This is a genomic window from Streptomyces sp. NPDC016469, assembly GCF_040632905.1.
In the GTDB taxonomy this organism is placed as follows: Bacteria; Actinomycetota; Actinomycetes; order Streptomycetales; family Streptomycetaceae; genus Streptomyces.
Genome location: NZ_JBEYCQ010000004.1, coordinates 92,923 through 110,404, shown reverse-complemented (window position 1 = coordinate 110,404; position 17,482 = coordinate 92,923). Strand labels below are relative to the sequence as shown.

Sequence of the window (17,482 nt, the reverse complement as noted above, 5' to 3'; positions counted from 1 at the left end):
ATGCCCGGCGCCGGAACCGCCCCCGAAGAGGCCCCGGAGATCGCCGAAGTACTGGAGCCCGGCGCGACCGGCGGGAAGCGCCTCTCTCCGACCAGGCTCTACGTGCGCCGCTTCGCGCGCAACAAGCCCGCGCTCGGCGGACTCATCCTGTTCGTCCTGCTGGTGCTCTTCTCGCTGTTCGGCCGGTTCCTGACCGACTGGAACTACGAGGAAGCGGACTTCACCGCTCTCTCCGTCGCACCTGGGGTCGGCGGCCATCTCCTGGGCACCAACGGCGCGGGCAACGACGTCTACGCCCAGCTCGTGCACGGCCTCGGCAGGTCGCTGATCATCGCCGTGTCGGTGTCGCTCATGACGACCGCCATCGCCGGTCTCTTCGGCACCACCGCCGCCTACTTCGGCGGCAAGGTCGAGCGGGCGATGCTCGGCTTCGTGCACTTCCTGCTCGTCCTGCCCTCGTTCCTCATCATCGCGCTGGTCGGTACGCACTACCGCGGTGAGTGGAAGGTGCTGGTCGTGGTCCTCACGCTGTTCGGCTGGATGCTGACCGCCCGGGTGATCTGGTCCCTGGCCACGTCCCTGCGGGAACGCGAGTATGTGCTGGCGGCCCGTTTCATGGGCGTCAGCGCGATCCGGACCATCGTCCGCCACCTGGTGCCGAACATCGGGTCCCTGCTGATCGTGACGTTCACCCTCGGTGTCGCCTCGACCGTGCAGTCCGAGACGGCGCTCTCCTTCATCGGGTTCGGCGTCAAGCAGCCCGATGTGTCCCTCGGTTCCATGCTGGCCGACGGGCAGAACACCCTGTCCACCGCCCCTTGGCTGTTCTACCTTCCAGCGGCCCTGGTCGTCCTGCTCACCGTGGCCATGGCACTCATCGGTGACGGTCTGCGCGACGCCCTGGACCCCACATCGCAGTCTGGAGGCCGCGCATGATCGAGCAGCGCGCAGTCAAGACCGAGCCCGGAACCCAGCGTGCCCTGCTGTCCGTGCGCGACCTGAAGGTGGCCTTCCCCTCGGAGTCCGGCCGGGTGGACGCCGTACGCGGTGTCTCCTTCGACCTGCACCGCGGCAAGACCCTCGGAATCGTGGGCGAGTCGGGTTCCGGCAAGTCCGTCACGTCGATGGCCGTCATGGGGCTGCTTCCCGAGTACGCGTCGGTCACCGGCGAGATCCTGCTCGACGGGAAGAACCTCCTCGACCTGGACGACCGCCGGATGTCCAAGGTCCGCGGCCGGCAGATCGGCATGATCTTCCAGGACCCCCTCTCGTCGCTCACGCCGATCTTCAACATCGGGGCCCAGATCGTCGAGTCCCTGCAGATCCACCAGGACATCTCGTCCGCGGTCGCCTGGAAGCGGGCCGTCGAGCTCCTGGACCTGGTTGGCATCCCCAACCCGGACCGCCGGGCCAAGGGGTTCCCGCACGAGTTCTCGGGCGGTATGCGGCAGCGGGCCGTGATCGCCATGGCCATCGCGAACGATCCCGACCTGATCATCGCCGACGAGCCGACGACCGCCCTGGACGTCACCGTCCAGGCACAGATCCTGGACGTCCTCAAGACGGCCCAGCGCGAGACCGGCGCCGCGGTCATCATGATCACCCACGACCTCGGGGTGGTGGCCGGCTCCGCCGACGACGTCATGGTGATGTACGCCGGACGTCCGGTCGAGCACGCCGGGGTGGACGAGCTCTTCGCTCAGCCCCGGATGCCCTACACCATCGGCCTCATGGGCGCGATTCCCCGCCTGGACGACCGCGACCGGGAGGCCCTGACGCCGGTTCCGGGCACTCCCCCGCTGCTGGTGGACCTGCCCGACGCCTGTCCCTTCGCGGCGCGCTGCCCCGCGGTCGAGGACGCCTGCCGGGAGGCCGAGCCGCCGCTGCTGACGATCGGCGAGGCCGGCACCGGTGCCGCACACTCCGCCGCCTGCCGGCGTGCCGAGGAGATCGAGGACGGCGCCATCGGCGGCGAGCCGATCTTCCCGGTCCCGGCCGTGCGGGAGGACCGCGTCGCGGACGTCCCCCGCGAGGACCGGCCCAGGGTCCTGGAACTCTCCGGGGTCACCAAGACCTTCCCGCTCACCAAGGGCGGCCTGCTCAAGCGCAAGGTGGGCACGGTCTTCGCCGTCAACGGCATCGACCTGGACATCCGCGAGGGCGAGACGCTCGGCCTGGTCGGCGAGTCGGGATGCGGGAAGACCACCACCCTGCTGGAGATCATGGGACTGAAGCCGCCGGAGCAGGGCAGCATCGCCGTCTGCGGCCGGGACACGGCCGGACTGAAGCGGAAGCAGGACATCAACGCCGTCCGCCGCGACATGCAGATGGTCTTCCAGGACCCCATGGGCGCGCTGGACCCCCGCATGACGGTCTTCGACATCCTCGCGGAGCCCCTGCGCGCGGCGGGCGAGCGCGACAAGAAGGTGCTCACCACCAAGGTCGCGGAACTCATGGAGCTGGTGGGGCTCGACCCCGAGCACCGCGACCGCTTCCCCTCGGCCTTCTCCGGTGGTCAGCGGCAGCGCATCGGCATCGCGCGGGCGCTCTCCACCAAGCCCCGGCTGCTGGTGCTCGACGAGCCGGTCTCGGCGCTCGACGTGTCGGTGCAGGCCGGTGTCATCAACCTGCTCAACGAGCTCAAGGCCGAGCTGGGTCTGTCGTACCTCTTCGTCGCCCACGACCTGTCGGTGGTGTGTCACATCTCCGACCGGGTGGCGGTGATGTACCTGGGCCGGATCGTCGAGATCGGAACCACCGACGCCGTCTTCGACAACCCCAGGCACCCGTACACCAAGGCGCTCCTCTCCGCGATCCCGCTGCCCGACCCGGTGGCCGAGCGCACGCGCGAACGCGTCCTGCTGCAGGGCGACCTTCCGAGCCCCACCGACGAGACGCCGGGCTGCCGGTTCGTCTCCCGGTGCCCCCTTCACGCCACGCTGTCGGAGCCCCAGAAGGAACGGTGCCGCGGGGTCACTCCCCTGCTCACCGACAGGGGCGACCCGGACCACCGCGACGCATGCCACTTCGCGGGCACGACCACGTCTGCCGACAACTAACCAAGCCAGAAAGGCCAAGGCCGTCATGAGAAAAATCTCTCTGAGCCTGGTGGCGCTCGCCGCCGCCTCGTCTCTCGTCCTCACCGGGTGCAGCAGCGACTCCAACGACTCCAAGGAGCCGAAGTCGAAGGGCGCCACCGCCGAGAAGGACGTCCTGACTTCGTACAACCCCCAGCCTGCGAGCAACCTGAAGCAGGGCGGCAAGCTGACCCTCCCCATCGTGGAGATCCCCGACCAGCTCAACGCGCTGAACGGTGACGGGTCGCTCTACACTGCGAAGATCGCCTGGTTCTACATGCCGCAACTGTCCTTCAATGACCCGAAGGGCAACATCACCTTCAACAAGGACTACCTGACCGACGTCAAGCAGGAGACGGTGGGTGGCAACACCCAGGTCACGTACACCATCAACCCGAAGGCCAAGTGGAACGACGGCAAGGACATCGACTGGACGTCCTTCCGTGACACCTGGACCGCCCAGAACGGGAAGAACAAGGAGTACAACGTCAGCTCGACCGACGGGTACTCCAGCATCACCGGCGTGAAGCAGGGCAAGGACGCCAAGCAGGCGGTCGTCACCTACAAGGGCACGTTCGTCTACTGGAAGTCCCTCTTCTCCTCGCTCGTCAACCCGCACATCGCCAAGCCCGGGGACTTCAACAAGGCGTACGTGGGCAAGCCGCACGCGGAGTGGGGCGCCGGTCCGTACACCATCTCCAAGTTCGACGCCAAGGGCGGCACCGTCACCTACAAGCCCAACCCCAAGTGGTGGGGCGAGAAAGCACATCTGGACGAGTTCACCTTCGTCCAGATGGAGGCGAGCGCCAGCATCAACGCGTTCAAGAACGGCCAGATCGACGGGGTCTCCGCGGCCAACGCGGAGGAGCTCAACCAGGTGAAGGGTGTGAAGGGCACCGAGCTGCGCCGCGGCACGACCACCGCGAACAACCTCCTGGTCTTCAACAGCACCTCGCCGCAGCTGAAGGACCTCGCGGTGCGCAAGGCCGTGATGGAAGGCATCGACCGCTCCCAGCTCGCGAAGATCACCTTCCAGGGGATGGGCTACACCGAGCCCCTGCCTGGCTCCTTCAACCTCTACCCCTTCCAGAAGGGGTACCAGGACAACTTCGGCAACCTGGTGAAGTTCGACGCCGAGAAGGCGAAGAAGGAACTGGACGCCGCAGGCTGGAAGGCCGGCTCGGACGGCGTCCGCGCCAAGGACGGCAAGAAGCTTGAGCTGAGCTTCCCGACCATCGGCGACAGCTCCACCGTCAAGGCGCGTGCCACCGCCATCGCCCAGATGATGAAGAACATCGGCGTCAAGGTGAACGTCGAGGCGCACCCGTCCGCCGACTTCAACAAGGTGTTCACCAAGCGCGCCTTCGACATCTTCGGCATGGGTTTCATCTCCAGTGACCCGAACGGCCTGCTCTACATCTGCCAGATGTACTGCTCCGACTCGACGCTGAACGTCTCGCGCTCGGTCCCGAAGAGCATGGACGAGGAGACCAAGGGCGTCACCAACCTGCCGACCCTGGACGAGCAGATCAAGGCCGGTAACGAGGTCGAGAAGAAGGCCATGGAGACCTACGGCATCATGCCGATCCACAACGGCCCCACCATCTGGGCCGTCAAGAAGGGCCTCGCCAACTTCGGCGCCGCCCAGTTCTACGGGCACTACGGAAACATGGGCGCTCCCGAGCTCATCGGCTGGCAGAAGTAATCCCTTCCGGGGTTCCGCCACTCGGAACCCCGGAGCACGGCACCGCCCGGCAGACCACTGGTCTGCCGGGCGGTGCCGTGTCCGCACGACGGTCCTACCGGCTCAGCTCCGTGCGCCGGCGTGACAGGCTCGCGGCCTGCCGTACGTCGGTGAGGGGGCGCAGCCGGTAGGTGTACGTGTACTCCCGGTCGGCGGGCAGTTTGTACGCGTCGTGCGTCTGCGCGCCCCAGCTGTTGTCGCCCCCGACGCCCATCTGCCGGTGGTTGACCCGCAGGACGACCTCATCACGGGGGGTGAGCTGGTAGTCGTGGCGGGCGCCCACGGACAGGTCCTCCGGGGTGAAGTGCGAGGCGTTGACCTCCAGGAGCCCGTCGCCGCTGACGAGCAGGCCGCGGCCGTGCCGGTCGGTGAGCGCCGCCCAGCGCACATCGGTCTTGTTGCCGTTCTCCTGCGGGCGCAGGTACGGGGTCCACTGCTCCGTGACGGTTCCCGACCAACGTCCCACGTCCGTACCGTCCTTGCGGTCCCAGTGGTTCTCCTCCGGGCCGCGCCCGTAGTAGTGGAGGTGTTCCAGGGCAGCGGGCAGGTGCAGGATCGTCCCGATCTCGGGGATGTACGGGAGGCTCGTCGCACCGGGGGCCAGGGTGTTCTCGACCTTGATCTCACCGTTGCCGAAGACCGTGAGGGTCGTGGTGTACGCCGACGGAGTGCTCGTCGGCAGCGTTCCCTCGACCGTGATTTCGACCGCGTGCCCGCCGTGCCCGCGCACGGTCACCCCGGTCACCTCGCGCCGGGCGCCCGCGTCCCGCCAGGTCCGGTTGCGGACATGCTGTCCGTTGCCCTGGTCGTTGTCCGTCGGGGCGCGCCAGAAGTTGGGCACCGGGCCGGAATCGAGGAGCCGGGTACCGGCCGCCTCGTACGAGGTGATGAGTCCGGTCGACCGGTCGACGACGACCTTGAAGCCGCGGCCCGTGACGGTGACGTCCGTCGTGCTCTCGCGGAACGACAACTCGGGGGTTCCGGCCGAGGGGACCGGCGAGGGAACGGGGCCTCGGGCACCGAGCGGCAGTTGCATACGCGCCACCTCGAACCCCGCGTCCGCCCAGGGGGTGCGTTCCCTGGTCGTGAAGGACAGCTGGAGGAAGTACTCGGTTCCGGCGGCGGGGTTGTCGGGGAGTCGCACGGGCAGCGTGATGGTCTTCTCGGACCTCGGGGGCACGTCGAGCTGGTCGCGGCCGATGCGGCCGCGCCGCACCGTCTCGCCGTCGGCCGAGAGTTCCCAACTGGCGTTGTAGGTACGGAGGCTGGTGAAGAGGTTGTCGTTCACGAGGGTGACCTCGCCGGGCGCGGCCCCGTCCGCACGCCTCGTGCGAATCGGCTGGTAGAGCCGTTTGACCTCAGCCGCCTTGCCGGTGTGACGGCGGTCCGGCAGGACGATACCGTCCCCGGAGAAGGCTCCGTCGTTGGGGTTGTCGCCCCAGTCGCCACCGTAGGCGTAGAAGGTCTCGGCCCGTGACTTCTTCTGCTGATAGCGGGTCGTCCGGGCGTCGAACCAGAAGCACACGCCGTCGTCTCCCGGGCCGCGCTCCTCATCGCCGAGCTCGGCGGAGGTGAGGGCGCGTGCGTACACCCGGGCCCGGCGGACCGTGCCGCTGAACTCGCGTGTCGGGTTCTCCACCTCACCGGCGAGCGACAGCGGCGCCGTGCTGCCGTCCGGCCGGTGGGCCGTGCTCTTCGTGGCCCGGGCGACGCCGTCCACGTACAGGGTCAGCGTTCCCGCGTCCGCGTCGTAGACGCCCGCGACATGGTGCTCCCTGCCGGTCCAGCCGTCCTCCGGTGTGGTCCAGGATGCCGCGACCCACTGCCCGTTCGCGTAGATGTAGAACTCCAGGCCCTTGTCGGCTTGCTTCAGGGCGTAGTGGGTGTCGCCCTTGGCCAGGATCGGCTGGTGGAAGCCGCGGACGTGCGGGGTCATCCAGGCTTCCAGGGTGAGCGAGCCGGTGAGGTCGAGCCGGTCGTCACGCGGGAAGACGGTCGCGCCGCTCACTCCGTGCTCGCGGCTGAAGGAGCCCGACGGGTTGATGATCTCGCCGGTCAGTCCGGCGGGTCCCGTTTCGCCGAGCAGCTTGCGCGTGGGGGCCGGCCAGGCGAGTGCCTGGTCGACGAAGTCCCAGATCCAGCCGCCCTGCAGGACGTCGTAGCGGTGGATGACGTCCCAGTACTCCGTGAAGTTGCCGGTCGAGTTGCCCATCGAGTGGGCGTACTCGATCATCACGTAGGGCCGGGTGTCGGAGGTGTCCTTCGCCCGCGCCTCCACCCGGCTCGGCGATTCGTACATCCGGGAGCGGATGTCGCTGGTGCCGGGGCTGTCGTCGCCCTCGTACTGGATGACGCGGGTCGGGTCGTAGGAGCGGATCCAGTCGTGCATGGCGCGGAAGGCGGAGCCCGAGCCGGCCTCGTTGCCCAGCGACCAGATGACCACGCAGGCGTGGTTCTTGTCGCGGTGGACCATGTTCCGCGCGCGGTCCAGGCATGCCGCGGTCCAGTCGGGCCGGTCGCCCGGATACGCGTTGTTGATGCCGTGCGTCTCCAGGTTGGTCTCGTCGACCAGGTAGAGACCGTACTGGTCGGCGAGTTCGAGCCAGAGCGGGTTGTTGGGGTAGTGCGAGGTACGTACGGAGTTGATGTTCAGCCGCTTGATGAGCTTGATGTCGTCGACCATGTCGGCGCGGCTGAGGGCCGAGCCCCGCACCGGGTGCATCTCGTGGCGGTTGGTCCCGCGGAAGGTGACCGGCTGTCCGTTGATGTGCATCAAACCGTCGGTCAGCGCGAACTCGCGCAGCCCGACCCGGTGCGACAGTGTCTCCACGACCTTGCCGGAACGGTCCCTGAGCTGGAGGACCGCCGTGTACAGGTAGGGGTCCTCGGCGGACCACAGGCGCGGTGCGGGTACGGATCTCTCGGCCGTCACGGTCACCTCGCCGCCGGCCGGTGTCGCGCCCGCGGTCAGCGGCCGTGCCCATACGGGGTGCCCGTCGGCGTCGTACAGCTGTGTCTCGACCGTGTAGGCGGTGTCACCGGCGTCGCCCGCGTAGTCCCGCACGTGTGCGGTGACGGACAGCCGGGCGGTGGTGTGGTCGTCGCCGAGCGGGGTGTCGAGCTTGAAGTCCCTGATGTGGACGCCGGGCGTCGAGTACAGGTACACGGACCGGAAGATGCCGCTCAGCCGGATCATGTCCTGGTCCTGGAGCCAGTCGCCGTCTGAGTAGCGGTACACCTCGACGGCGATCTGGTTGGTCCCGTCCTTCAGGTACGGGGTGATGTCGTACTCGGCGGGGGTGTACGAGTCCTCGTGGTAGCCGGCCAAGTGGCCGTTGATCCATACGTAGTGCGCTGCCTTGACGCCCTCGAAGTGCAGGAAGGCCCGCCTGCCCGCCCACCCCTTCGGCACGGTGAAGGTGCGCCGGTACTGGCCGACGGGGTTGTACAGGGTCGGCGCGGCGGGCGGCTGGGCGTCCTCGCCGAGGCCGTTGGCGCCCCACCACGGGTAGGTGATGTTGACGTAGATCGGTCTGTCGTGGCCGTGCAGCTGCCAGACCGAGGGAACCGGGGTGGTTTCCCAGCCGGAGTCGTCGAGGTCGGTGCGGTAGAAGTCTGCCTGCTTGTCGGCGGGCCGCTCCACGTAGGCGAACTTCCAGGTGCCGTCGAGACTCTGACGCCACGGTGATGTGGAGCGGTCGGCGGCCAGTGCCTGCTTGAGGCTCGCGTACGGCATGAGGGTGGTGTGCGGCGGCTCGGTCCCGAGACGGAAGACGTCGATGTGCCCGTTCCACTCCTGGCCGGCCGGTGCCTCGGCGGCGAAGGCGGAGGGAAGGCGTGGGCCGCCGGACAGAGCGAGGCCGCCGAGCACGGCCGCACCTGCCTCCAGCAGACGGCGACGGCTGACGGAACCGCGGTGCGGGTGGGGGGACGGGGTCGGACGGGCCATGGCAGGACCTTCCTCGTACGCCGAGATGTGCAACCGGGTGGGGTGGGTGCTCCTGGGACGACGCACCCACTCTAGAAAGGGAACACAACCAACACAATAACGACGTCAGGTTCTGTTGGTTTCTGACGAGAAAATCCCGCGGGCGGCATTTCATACCTCCTCGCGACCGCCCACCGAGGTGACGAAATGATCTGCCGCGGTGTTCCGAAATCGACGAAGCGACGCGTTGTCACGTGGGCCGGTGCCTGCACGTTCACCGTGAGGTCGGCTGCACGGATTCGATCGACTGCCCAGCAAACTGGCGGAGCGCCGAGAACGGGCAGGGCCATGTGCCCGTGCTCATCGGAGGCCGGGGCAGAGCCGATGTCACCTCGATGAGCAGCGGGTCGCAGTGCTTTGCGTGACGAGCCGAGCCTTCAAGGCTCCATGTCCACATCCAAGACCACTGCGGCGCCCCCTGCCCGCAGCAGATGTGACGTGCACCCCGGCCCGCAGTCGTAGAAGGCGGATTCGGAGAAGCCGGCCGTACTGACCGGGTGACCTCGATCAACAGCGTGGGGGAGAAATCGCGAGACGGCACCTCTGGAAACGATCAAGAGGGGCCCCGAAGGACCCCTCTGATCTTCGACGTTTCCGTCGGGACGACAGGATTTGAACCTGCGACCCCTTGACCCCCAGTCAAGTGCGCTACCAAGCTGCGCCACGTCCCGCTGCCACTGACCCGGTCCGGCCGGGTGGCGGCTGCAGGGAAAACATTACCTCACTCGGTGGACCGGATCGACGCGCGTGCCTGCTGGGCGCGGGCGGCCAGTCCTTCCGCGCCACAGGCCGTGGCGAGTTTGTGCGCGCGGGCCAGTTCGCGGGGCGAGCGGGTGGCGATGCCGTAGTCGACGAGCGCCTGGGCGAACTCGTAGCCGGAGGGTGACGCCTCCAGGTGGCGGACCGCCTCGCCGAGGAGGTGTACGGACTCCTCCGGGCGCGCGAAGAGGGCCACGCAGCGCAGGGCCTCGCCGATGGCGGTCTCCGTGCCGAACCGCTCCGCGTGGACCCGGGCGGTGTTGGCGAGCTGGGCGGCGCGGCCCGGGTCCTCGTCGGCGAGGGCGCGGGCCAGGTCGCCGGCCCAGGGGCCCCAGATGCCGTTGAACCTGCCGCGCGGTTCCAGCGAGCGCCCGGCCGCCTCCAGCTCGGTCACCGCTTCCTTCGTACGGCCTTCGGCCAGCAGCAGGCGGCCCCGGACACACGGGGCGTCCGGCAGCACCATGGCGCTGGGGTAGGGCAGGCCGAAGTCGTAGTGGTCGGCGATCTTGCGGGCCTCGGGGACCCGGCCCCGGGCGAGCAGGGTGTCGATGAGCAGGCAGGCCGCGTCCCAGTGGACGGGGAGCCCGCTGCCGACGCGGTCCGCGAGGCGCAGTCCCTCGCGCAGGAAGCCCTCCGCCTCGGCGAGACGGCCCCGGCGGCGGTGGACCAGGCCGAGCAGGGTGTGCGCGAAGGCCAGGTGGGCGCCGCTCCAGCCGGAGATCTCGAAGGCCCGGACCGCCTCGCCGAACAGCTCCTCGGCGCGGTCGAGCCGGTCCGTGAAGGCGTAGGTGATCCCGACCATGGCGGGGAGCTCGAAGCCCCACTCGGAATCGGTCCATCCGAGTCCGCGTGCGGGGTGGCCGTCCACGAGGGCGCGCTCGCAGAAGTCGACGATGACCTCCGCGTTCTCGCCGCGCAGCATGGCGTCGAAGGCGCGGAGGGTGAGCAGGGCGCGTTCGGCGTTGTCCCGGCCGGTGAGGTGGTCGGCGTTGGCGGCGAGCCGGCGCGAGCGGCCGGGGCCGTCCTCCTCGGTGGCCTGCATGCCCTCCCAGAGGAAGTGGGCGGCCTGGAGCCGCATCAGGCCGGGCCCGGGTGCCGTGCGCTCGGCCTCGGCCGCGAGGGCCAGGGCCGCCTCCTTGAGCTGGTTGTTGTGGGAGAGCGCGGCGGCGAGCCGGAACGTGGCGTCGACCCGCAGCTCGTCCACGAGGCCGGGCATGTCCAGGGCGGCGCGAAGGTGCTGCACGGTGGTGGCCGGGGAGCTGAGCAGCGTCGCGCAGCCCAGCTCGTACAGCAGGGTGGCGCGTACGTCGTGGCGCGGCGGCTCTTCGAGCGCGCGCTCCAGGCAGCGCCGGGCGGCCTCGGGGGCGCCGACGGCGAGGTGCTGTTCGGCGGCGGCCCGCAGCTGCGCGACGAGTTCCTGGTCGTCGTCCGGGTGGACTTCGAGCAGGTGGCGGGAGGCCGCGGCGGGGCCGAGCCCGGCGTTGGTGATGGCCCAGGCGGCCCTGCCGTGCATCGCGGTGCGGGTGGCGGGCGGGATGGAGCGGTAGACGGCCGAGGCGATCAGCGGGTGCACGAACTCAAGCGGGTCGAAGCCGGTGACGATACGGGCCTCGCGCAGCCGGGCCGTGCAGTCCGCGGCCTCGGCGGAGCTCATCCCGGCCAGGGACGCGGCAACATCCTGGGAGATTTCGGTGCCGAGGACGGCGGCCGCCCAGGCGAACCGGTTGGCGTTGGTGCCGAGCCGTTCGAGGCGGGCGACGAGGCCGCTGCCCCGGGCGGAGGCGCCGAGTTCGCGCAGGAGCCCGGCGGACTCCTCCAGCGGGGCCAGCTCCTTGTCCTGGACCTTGGCGACGAGCTCGACCGCCTCGTACGGGTTGCCGCCGGTGACGGCCCAGACCTCGCGGCAGAACGGGTCGTCGGCGTGCTCGCCGAGGGTGGCGCGGACCAGTTCCGCGGTGGCGTCCGGGGTGAGGGCGCGCAGGGCGACGCGGATCTGCGCGGGATGGCCGTCGGCCGCGTTGCGCGCGGCCTCGCGGGCGGCCAGCTCCTCGGGGCGGTGGGCCTGGACGACCAGGACGCGCAGGTCGCCGAGGCGGGCGGTGAACGAGGAGAGCCAGGCGAGGGATTCGCCGTCCGCCCAGTGGGCGTCGTCGATGATGAGGAGCAGCGGGCGGTGGCTGAGCCGGGAGGCGAGCCGCTTGACGACGTAGTCGAGGCCGTCGCGCACACCCTGCGGATCGGGCTGCGGCCCGGAGGGCTCGGCCAGTCCCAGGGCCGGGGCGGCGCTGTCGAACCAGGGGCCGAACAGGGCCCGTACGTCGTCGGGCGGGAACTGGCCCAGGGCCGGCTGGAGCAGCTGCCGTACGACGTGGAACGGCACCGAGGTGACCGTCTCACCGCCGCGTGCCGACCAGATGGTGCACCGGTCCGCCGCCATGGCCCGGATCTCGTCCAGGAGCGCGGTCTTGCCGATGCCTGCCTCGCCGCTGTAAATCAGCAGCCCGCCGGTGGCCTGCGCCCCGCAGAGCGCGTCGATGGCTTGTGCGGCAGTGGCGAGTTCCGGTTCGCGCTCATAAAGCGGCCGGGACGGCTTCATGCCTACCCTCCCCCAAAGTGGTGACCATGGTGGTCGAGCCTAGTCGCGCGCGGGGTCCCACGGACAGTGGTTCGGACAGTTCGCCGCAGGTGCGGGGCACAATCGGGGGCGTGAACGAGACAAGCAGGGACCGGGACTCCGAGGGACGGGCGCACAACGCGCGCCCCCGTGACGGGCTGGGGCGCCCGCTGCCGTACGGGACGCCGGGGGTGGAACGCCAGCCGGAGGGTGTCGCACGCACCGCCGGTGAGACCGTCCAGGAGGCGCAGCGGCTGCTGGACGCGGGGATGCCGTTCCACGCGCACGAGGTCTTCGAGGACGCCTGGAAGGCGGGCCCGGACGGGGAACGGGAGTTGTGGCGCGGGCTCGCCCAGCTGGCCGTGGGCCTGACCCATGCCGCCCGGGGCAACGCGACGGGCGGGGCGCGGCTGCTGCGGCGCGGCGCGGCGGCGCTGGAGGCGTACGGAGGAGGTGAGACGCACGGAATGGGGCTCGGGGAGCTGACCGGCTGGGCGCGGGAGCTCGCGGCGCGGGTGGAGCGTACGGGCGCGGGGCCGGTGGACGCGGCGGCGGAGGCACCGAGGCTGCGGGCGGGGCAACCGTGAGGCACAACTCGGCCTGCTTTCGACGGTGTTGGTTGACAACGGCGAACGGGCCGGGGCGGAACCATTACGATCGCGCGTCATGAGCACTTCTGACCAGGACCGAGCCGTGGACGCCCCGATAGCCGGGGACACCGCCGAAACCCCCGCCGGGGACCCGGCCGAGGACGCCGGGGACGACGACCTCGCGGACGGTCTCGCGGAGAGTGAGGACGCCGGTGAGCGCCGGCTGACCCCGCGGCAGGCGAGACGGCTGCGCGTCGTGCTCTCCTCGGTCGGCATGGTGGCGATGGCGGTGGTGCTCGGGCTGCGGCTCGCCAGCCGCGCCTCCGTCCTGGTGGTCGGCGTGTACGGGCTGGCGCTGATCCTCTGCGGGATCGTGATCGAGCTGAGCCGGAACGGGCGTACCCGGCTGGGAAGTTGGCTGCTGGCCGCCGGGCTGGTCGCCGCGATCGGGTCGGACTGGCTGCTGATTCCCTGAGCGGTACGGGGGTCACGCGATCCGGATGCGCACCGTGCCGCCCCGCGGGTCGACGCGCCCCAGCCAGTCGGCGGTGAGGGAGAAGGAGCGGCCCGGCGCGACGGAGCGCGCCAGGCGTTCCCGGTGCAGCGGTGCCCCGTCCTGGCTGACGACGAGCAGCGGTACGGTCAGCCGCCCGCCGGTCCGCAGCCGGAGCCGCCGCCCGCCGGGCCCGGTGAGGTTGGGGGCGACCCATTCCAGCGGTGCGGCGACGGCGAGGGGCGGCCCGCTCGCCGGCCAGGTCCCGGCGGCGAGGTGGGCCAGCACGGGCCCGGTGACGGCCCGGCCCTCGCGGGCGGCGGTGGCCGCGCTCTCCCCGCCGTGCAGGAGGTTCCCGACGGCGAAGACCCCCGGCTGTCCGGTGCGGTGGGCGGGGTCGTGCGCGGGTCCCCTCGTACCGGGGTCCAGCGGGAGGCCGCCGCGCCGGGCGAGTTCGTGGTCCGGGATCCAGTCGGCCGTGAAGACCACGGTGTCGCAGGCCAGGGTGGCGGTCCGCCCGTCCGCGTGGCGCACGCGGACTCCGGTGAGGCGGGGGCGGCCGGTCAGGGCGGTCACGGTGGTGCGGGTGAGCAGGGGTGCCCCGCCGGCCGGCCGTACGGCGGCGAAGGGCCGGGGCGGGTGCTCGGTGACGCGGGCGACGAGGTGGACCCCGGCGGTGCGCAGGGTGTCGGCCGCCGCGAGGCTGACCGGCTCGTCGCCGACGACCACGGCGCGGGTGCCGACACGCTGGTGGTGGAGGTGGACGGTCTGCTGGAGTTCGCCGGTGGTGTAGACGCCGGTCGGGCGGGTGCCGGGGACGAGCCGGGCGGCGCGGGGGCGTTCGCGGGCGCCGGTGGCGAGGACGACGGCCCGTGCGGTGACGCGTTCCAGGCCGCCGGGGCCGGTGGCGTCGAGCGTACGGGGCCCGGCCCAGCCGGTGACGGTGATGCCGGCACGGAGCGTGGCGCCGGCCGCGCGTGCCTCGGCCGCGCAGCGCAGGGCGTACGCGGGACCCGTGAGATCGCCGCTCGCGCGCGTACCGAATCCGCCGTGGGCGCAGTGCCTGGGGATGCCGCCCAACGCCTGGTCGCGCTCCAGGACCTCCACGCGCCGCACCCCGGCGGCGGCGAGACCGGCCGCCGCCGCGAGGCCGGCCGGTCCGGCGCCGACGATCAGTACATCGACGCGGCGTTCGCGGCGGGTCATGGGCGGGCCCCCTCGATGCGGGCGCGGAGCGCGGCCCCGCAGTGGAAGCCCTGGCAGCGTCCGTTGCCGGCCCGGGTCCTGCGGGCGAGCCCTTCGGCCGAGCGCGGCGGGAGGACCGAGGCGAGGGCGTCGCGGATCTCGCCCTCGGTGACGCGTTCGCAGTGGCAGACGACCGTGCCGTACGAGGGATCGCGCGCGATCAACTCGGCGTCCAGGTAGGGGCGGGCGGCCCCTTCACCGAGACCGGGCATGGTGAGCGGGGCCGGTTCGGCGGGCTCTCCCGGGTCGAGTCCGGCGTCGGGGAGGAGGGAGACCACGTACTCGGCGATGGCCAGGGATGCGGTGAGTCCGGTGGAGCGGATACCGCCGACGGTGACGAGGGCACGGTCCGGGTGCGCCGTGATCCGGTAGTCCTCCTGACCGGTGGCGGCCCGCAGTCCCGCGTAGACGGCGGTGACCTCTTCGTCGAGCAGCCGGGGCAGGACGCGACGCCCCTTCTCGCGCAGCAGGGCGAGCCCTTCGGCGGTGGACTCGGTGGCCTCCTTGTCGTCCAGGTCCTCGGCGGTGGGGCCGAGCAGGACGTTGCCGAAGACGGTCGGCGCCACCAGGACGCCCTTGCCGGCGGCAGTGGGGACGGGCAGCAGGATGTGGCGGACCAGGTCGCGGGCGAGCTTGTCGAAGACGATGAGCTGGCCCCGGCGCGGGCGCACGGTGAAGGTGTCGAGGCCCAGCAGCCGGTCGATCGCGTCGGCGTGCAGCCCGGCGGCGTTGATCAGCAGGCGGGTGCGCAGGGTGCCCCGGCCGGTGGTGAGGGTGTGCAGGCCCCCGCCGTGCGGCCCGTCGGCGTACGCGATGTCCTGGACGGGGCAGTCCAGGTGGAGGTGGACCCCGGCCCGGACCGCCTCGGTGGCGTAGGCGAGCGGGGTGGTCCAGGGGCAGATGACGGATTCGTCGGGGATCTCCAGTGCGCCGAGCGCGCCGGGCCCGAGGTGGGGTTCGCGCGCGGCGGTCTCCTCGGCGTCCAGCAGCCGGGCCGCGGGGTAGCCGTTGCGCTCGGCCTTGGCCAGCAGGCCGGGCAGGGCGTCGAGTTGTTCCCGGTCCCAGGCGACGAGGAGGGCGCCGACGCGTTCGACGGGGATGCCCGTGCGGGCGGCGTACGCGGAGAGCAGGTGCCGCCCCTCGCGCACGAGGCGGGCTTCCAGGGTGCCGGGGGCGGCGTCGAACCCCGTGTGCAGGATCGCGGTGTTGGCCTTGGAGGTGCCGTTGGCGATGTCGTCCGTGGCCTCGACCAGGGCGGTGTGCAGGGGGCGGCGGGCCAGTTCGCGGGCGATGGCGGTGCCGACGACTCCGGCGCCGATGACCGTGACGTCGTACGGCGGGGCGTCGGGGAGCGGGTGCCCGGCGCGGGTGACGGTGGGTGCGGCCGGGGCTACCACGTGGTGCTCACGCACGGGGAAGCGGCCGGTACCGGGCCTCTCACGCTCGCTCCAGCAGTCGGCGCACGGCGGTCCGGAACACGTCGAGGCGTTCGGCCGCCTCGTCCGGGCCGATGCGTGGTTCGTAGACGGCGGCCGGTGTCCAGCCGGGGACGGCCCGGGCGAGCGGGAGCGTGGGGTCGGCGCCCATGCGGGCCACTGCTCCGACGCCGAGCGCGGTGACGTCGGGGAGCGCGGACACCTCGACGGGGCGTTGCAGCAGGTCGGCCTGGGTCTGCATGAGGAGGGCGGAGCGGGTGAGGCCGCCGTCGACGCGCAGGACGGACAGCGGTGTGCCCCGGTCGGCGGTGACCGCGGCGGCCAGCTCGGCCACCTGGGCGGCGATCCCCTCGCACAGGGCGCGCACCAGGTGCCCGGCCGAGGTGTCCAGGCCGAGCCCGGTGACCGAGCCGCGCAGGTCGCTCCGCCACCAGGGGGCGGCGAGCCCGGCGAGCGCGGGGACGAAGGTGACGCCGCCGGCGTCCGGGACGGTGGCGCCGACCGGGTCGAGGTCGGCGGCGCCGGCGATCACCCCGAGGTCCGTGAGCCAGCGCACCGCGGAGGCGGCCGTGTAGACCTGGCCGTCCAGGCAGTAGCTGGTGCGCCCGCCGAGCCGCCAGGCCACGCAGCTGACCAGCCCGCCGGTGCTGCGGCGCGGGGCAGCGCCGGTCCCGGCGAGGAGGAACGCGCCGGTCCCGTAGGTGCACTTGGCGACCGACGGGTCCAGGGCGCTCTGGGCGAGCAGGGCGGCCTGCTGGTCGACCAGGAGTCCGGTGAGCGGGATGTCGCCGCCGAACACCCGCGTCGTACCGAAGGTCCCGGCGGCGTCGGTCACGGCCGGCAGCCGCTCGTCGCCGAGGCCGTAGGCGTCCAGCGCCTGCGGTGACCAGGCGACGCGGTCCAGGTCGAGGAGCTGGGTGCGTCCGGCGGTGGCGGCGTCCGTGACGAAGGCTCCGGTGAGCTGGTGGACGAGCCAGGCGTCGCTGGTGGTGACGACTCCCTCGCGGGTCCGTTCGCGGCGGATCCAGGCCATCTTCGGGGCGGCGAAGTAGGGGTCGAGAGGGAGTCCGGTGAGGTGGTGCAGCTCCTCGCCGCGGGGTGCGAGTTCCGCGCAGACGTCCGCGGCGCGGCGGTCCTGCCAGACGATCGCCTCGGTGAGCGGGCGCCCGGTGTCCGGGTCCCAGGCGAGGACCGTCTCGCCCTGGTTGGCGAGCCCGACGGCATCGACGGGGCCGCCCGATTCGGCCAGGGCCCGCCGGCCGGCCGCGACCACCGATGCGAGTAATTCGGCCGGGTCCGTCTCGACGGCTCCGCCGGGACCGTACCGGGGCCGCACGGGGGCGGAACCGGAACCGATGACGCCTCGCTCGGGACAGATCACCAGCGCTTTCGTTCCCGATGTGCCCTGGTCGATTGCCAGCACCGGGCCTGCCATCGGTTCTCCAGCGGTACGCGAGCCTGGCGCTCGAACGGAATGGTGATCTTCGGTCGCGACCACCCACAGTGATGCAGCCCAGCGGTGGCGTCAAGCGCTCG

The 17,482-nt window shown here is 71.4% G+C and carries 10 protein-coding genes and 1 tRNA gene; 5 read left to right on the top strand and 6 right to left on the bottom strand.

What is annotated here, in order from left to right; genetic code table 11:
- Genes ABZ565_RS05745 through ABZ565_RS05735 form a run of 3 tightly spaced genes read left to right on the top strand, consistent with a single transcriptional unit; the run spans position 1 to position 4,782 of the window.
- Positions 1-936: an ABC transporter permease gene (locus ABZ565_RS05745; protein WP_361021164.1), complete on the top strand. Its 936-nt coding sequence runs from the start codon at positions 1-3 to the stop codon at positions 934-936.
- On the top strand, positions 933-3,059 hold the full coding sequence (locus ABZ565_RS05740; RefSeq protein WP_361020808.1) for an ABC transporter ATP-binding protein: 2,127 nt from the start codon (positions 933-935) through the stop codon (positions 3,057-3,059). Before ABZ565_RS05745 ends, ABZ565_RS05740 begins: the two co-directional genes overlap by 4 nt.
- A 25-nt stretch (positions 3,060-3,084) precedes the next feature.
- A complete protein-coding gene (locus ABZ565_RS05735) occupies positions 3,085-4,782 on the top strand; it encodes an ABC transporter family substrate-binding protein (protein ID WP_361020806.1) in 1,698 nt (565 codons plus the stop codon).
- A gap of 94 nt (positions 4,783-4,876) precedes the next feature.
- On the opposite strand, the gene ABZ565_RS05730 is transcribed toward ABZ565_RS05735, so the two are convergent.
- From ABZ565_RS05730 to ABZ565_RS05720, 3 genes are all read right to left on the bottom strand, one after another.
- Positions 4,877-8,770 carry a glycoside hydrolase family 2 TIM barrel-domain containing protein gene (locus ABZ565_RS05730; protein ID WP_361020804.1) on the bottom strand — a complete coding sequence of 1,298 codons (3,894 nt, stop codon included), beginning with the start codon at positions 8,768-8,770 and terminating at the stop codon, positions 4,877-4,879.
- A gap of 636 nt (positions 8,771-9,406) precedes the next feature.
- Positions 9,407-9,480 (bottom strand) — tRNA-Pro (locus tag ABZ565_RS05725).
- Between the two features lie 50 nt (positions 9,481-9,530).
- Complete coding sequence (locus ABZ565_RS05720) at positions 9,531-12,164, bottom strand: AAA family ATPase (protein ID WP_361020802.1); 2,634 nt, start codon at positions 12,162-12,164, stop codon at positions 9,531-9,533.
- A gap of 110 nt (positions 12,165-12,274) precedes the next feature.
- Between ABZ565_RS05720 and ABZ565_RS05715 the strand changes: the two genes are divergently transcribed.
- Positions 12,275-12,769, top strand: a complete 495-nt coding sequence (locus ABZ565_RS05715) for a DUF309 domain-containing protein (RefSeq protein WP_361020800.1) — start codon at positions 12,275-12,277, stop codon at positions 12,767-12,769.
- Positions 12,770-12,848: 79 nt separating this feature from the next.
- Positions 12,849-13,247, top strand: a complete 399-nt coding sequence (locus ABZ565_RS05710; RefSeq protein ID WP_361020798.1) for a hypothetical protein — start codon at positions 12,849-12,851, stop codon at positions 13,245-13,247.
- A gap of 12 nt (positions 13,248-13,259) precedes the next feature.
- Here the strand turns inward: ABZ565_RS05710 and ABZ565_RS05705 are convergent, their stop codons facing one another.
- The 3 genes from ABZ565_RS05705 to ABZ565_RS05695 are packed head-to-tail and all read right to left on the bottom strand — an operon-like array spanning position 13,260 to position 17,381.
- Positions 13,260-14,471, bottom strand: a complete 1,212-nt coding sequence (locus tag ABZ565_RS05705; RefSeq protein ID WP_361020796.1) for an FAD-dependent oxidoreductase — start codon at positions 14,469-14,471, stop codon at positions 13,260-13,262.
- Entirely contained in the window at positions 14,468-15,907 is a 1,440-nt protein-coding gene (locus ABZ565_RS05700; protein ID WP_361021162.1) for an NAD(P)/FAD-dependent oxidoreductase, read from the bottom strand. Before ABZ565_RS05700 ends, ABZ565_RS05705 begins: the two co-directional genes overlap by 4 nt.
- A gap of 40 nt (positions 15,908-15,947) precedes the next feature.
- Complete coding sequence (locus ABZ565_RS05695; protein WP_361020794.1) at positions 15,948-17,381, bottom strand: FGGY family carbohydrate kinase; 1,434 nt, start codon at positions 17,379-17,381, stop codon at positions 15,948-15,950.
- Positions 17,382-17,482 lie beyond the last annotated feature (101 nt).

What these genes read in the sequence shown, in the direction of transcription:
- ABZ565_RS05745 (WP_361021164.1), top strand. Translation starts at nt 1, where the DNA reads ATGCCCGGCGCCGGAACCGCCCCCGAAGAGGCCCCGGAGATCGCCGAA.
- ABZ565_RS05740 (WP_361020808.1), top strand. Translation starts at nt 933, where the DNA reads ATGATCGAGCAGCGCGCAGTCAAGACCGAGCCCGGAACCCAGCGTGCC.
- ABZ565_RS05735 (WP_361020806.1), top strand. Translation starts at nt 3,085, where the DNA reads ATGAGAAAAATCTCTCTGAGCCTGGTGGCGCTCGCCGCCGCCTCGTCT.
- ABZ565_RS05730 (WP_361020804.1), bottom strand. Translation starts at nt 8,770, where the DNA reads ATGGCCCGTCCGACCCCGTCCCCCCACCCGCACCGCGGTTCCGTCAGC.
- ABZ565_RS05720 (WP_361020802.1), bottom strand. Translation starts at nt 12,164, where the DNA reads ATGAAGCCGTCCCGGCCGCTTTATGAGCGCGAACCGGAACTCGCCACT.
- ABZ565_RS05710 (WP_361020798.1), top strand. Translation starts at nt 12,849, where the DNA reads ATGAGCACTTCTGACCAGGACCGAGCCGTGGACGCCCCGATAGCCGGG.
- ABZ565_RS05705 (WP_361020796.1), bottom strand. Translation starts at nt 14,471, where the DNA reads ATGACCCGCCGCGAACGCCGCGTCGATGTACTGATCGTCGGCGCCGGA.
- ABZ565_RS05695 (WP_361020794.1), bottom strand. Translation starts at nt 17,381, where the DNA reads ATGGCAGGCCCGGTGCTGGCAATCGACCAGGGCACATCGGGAACGAAA.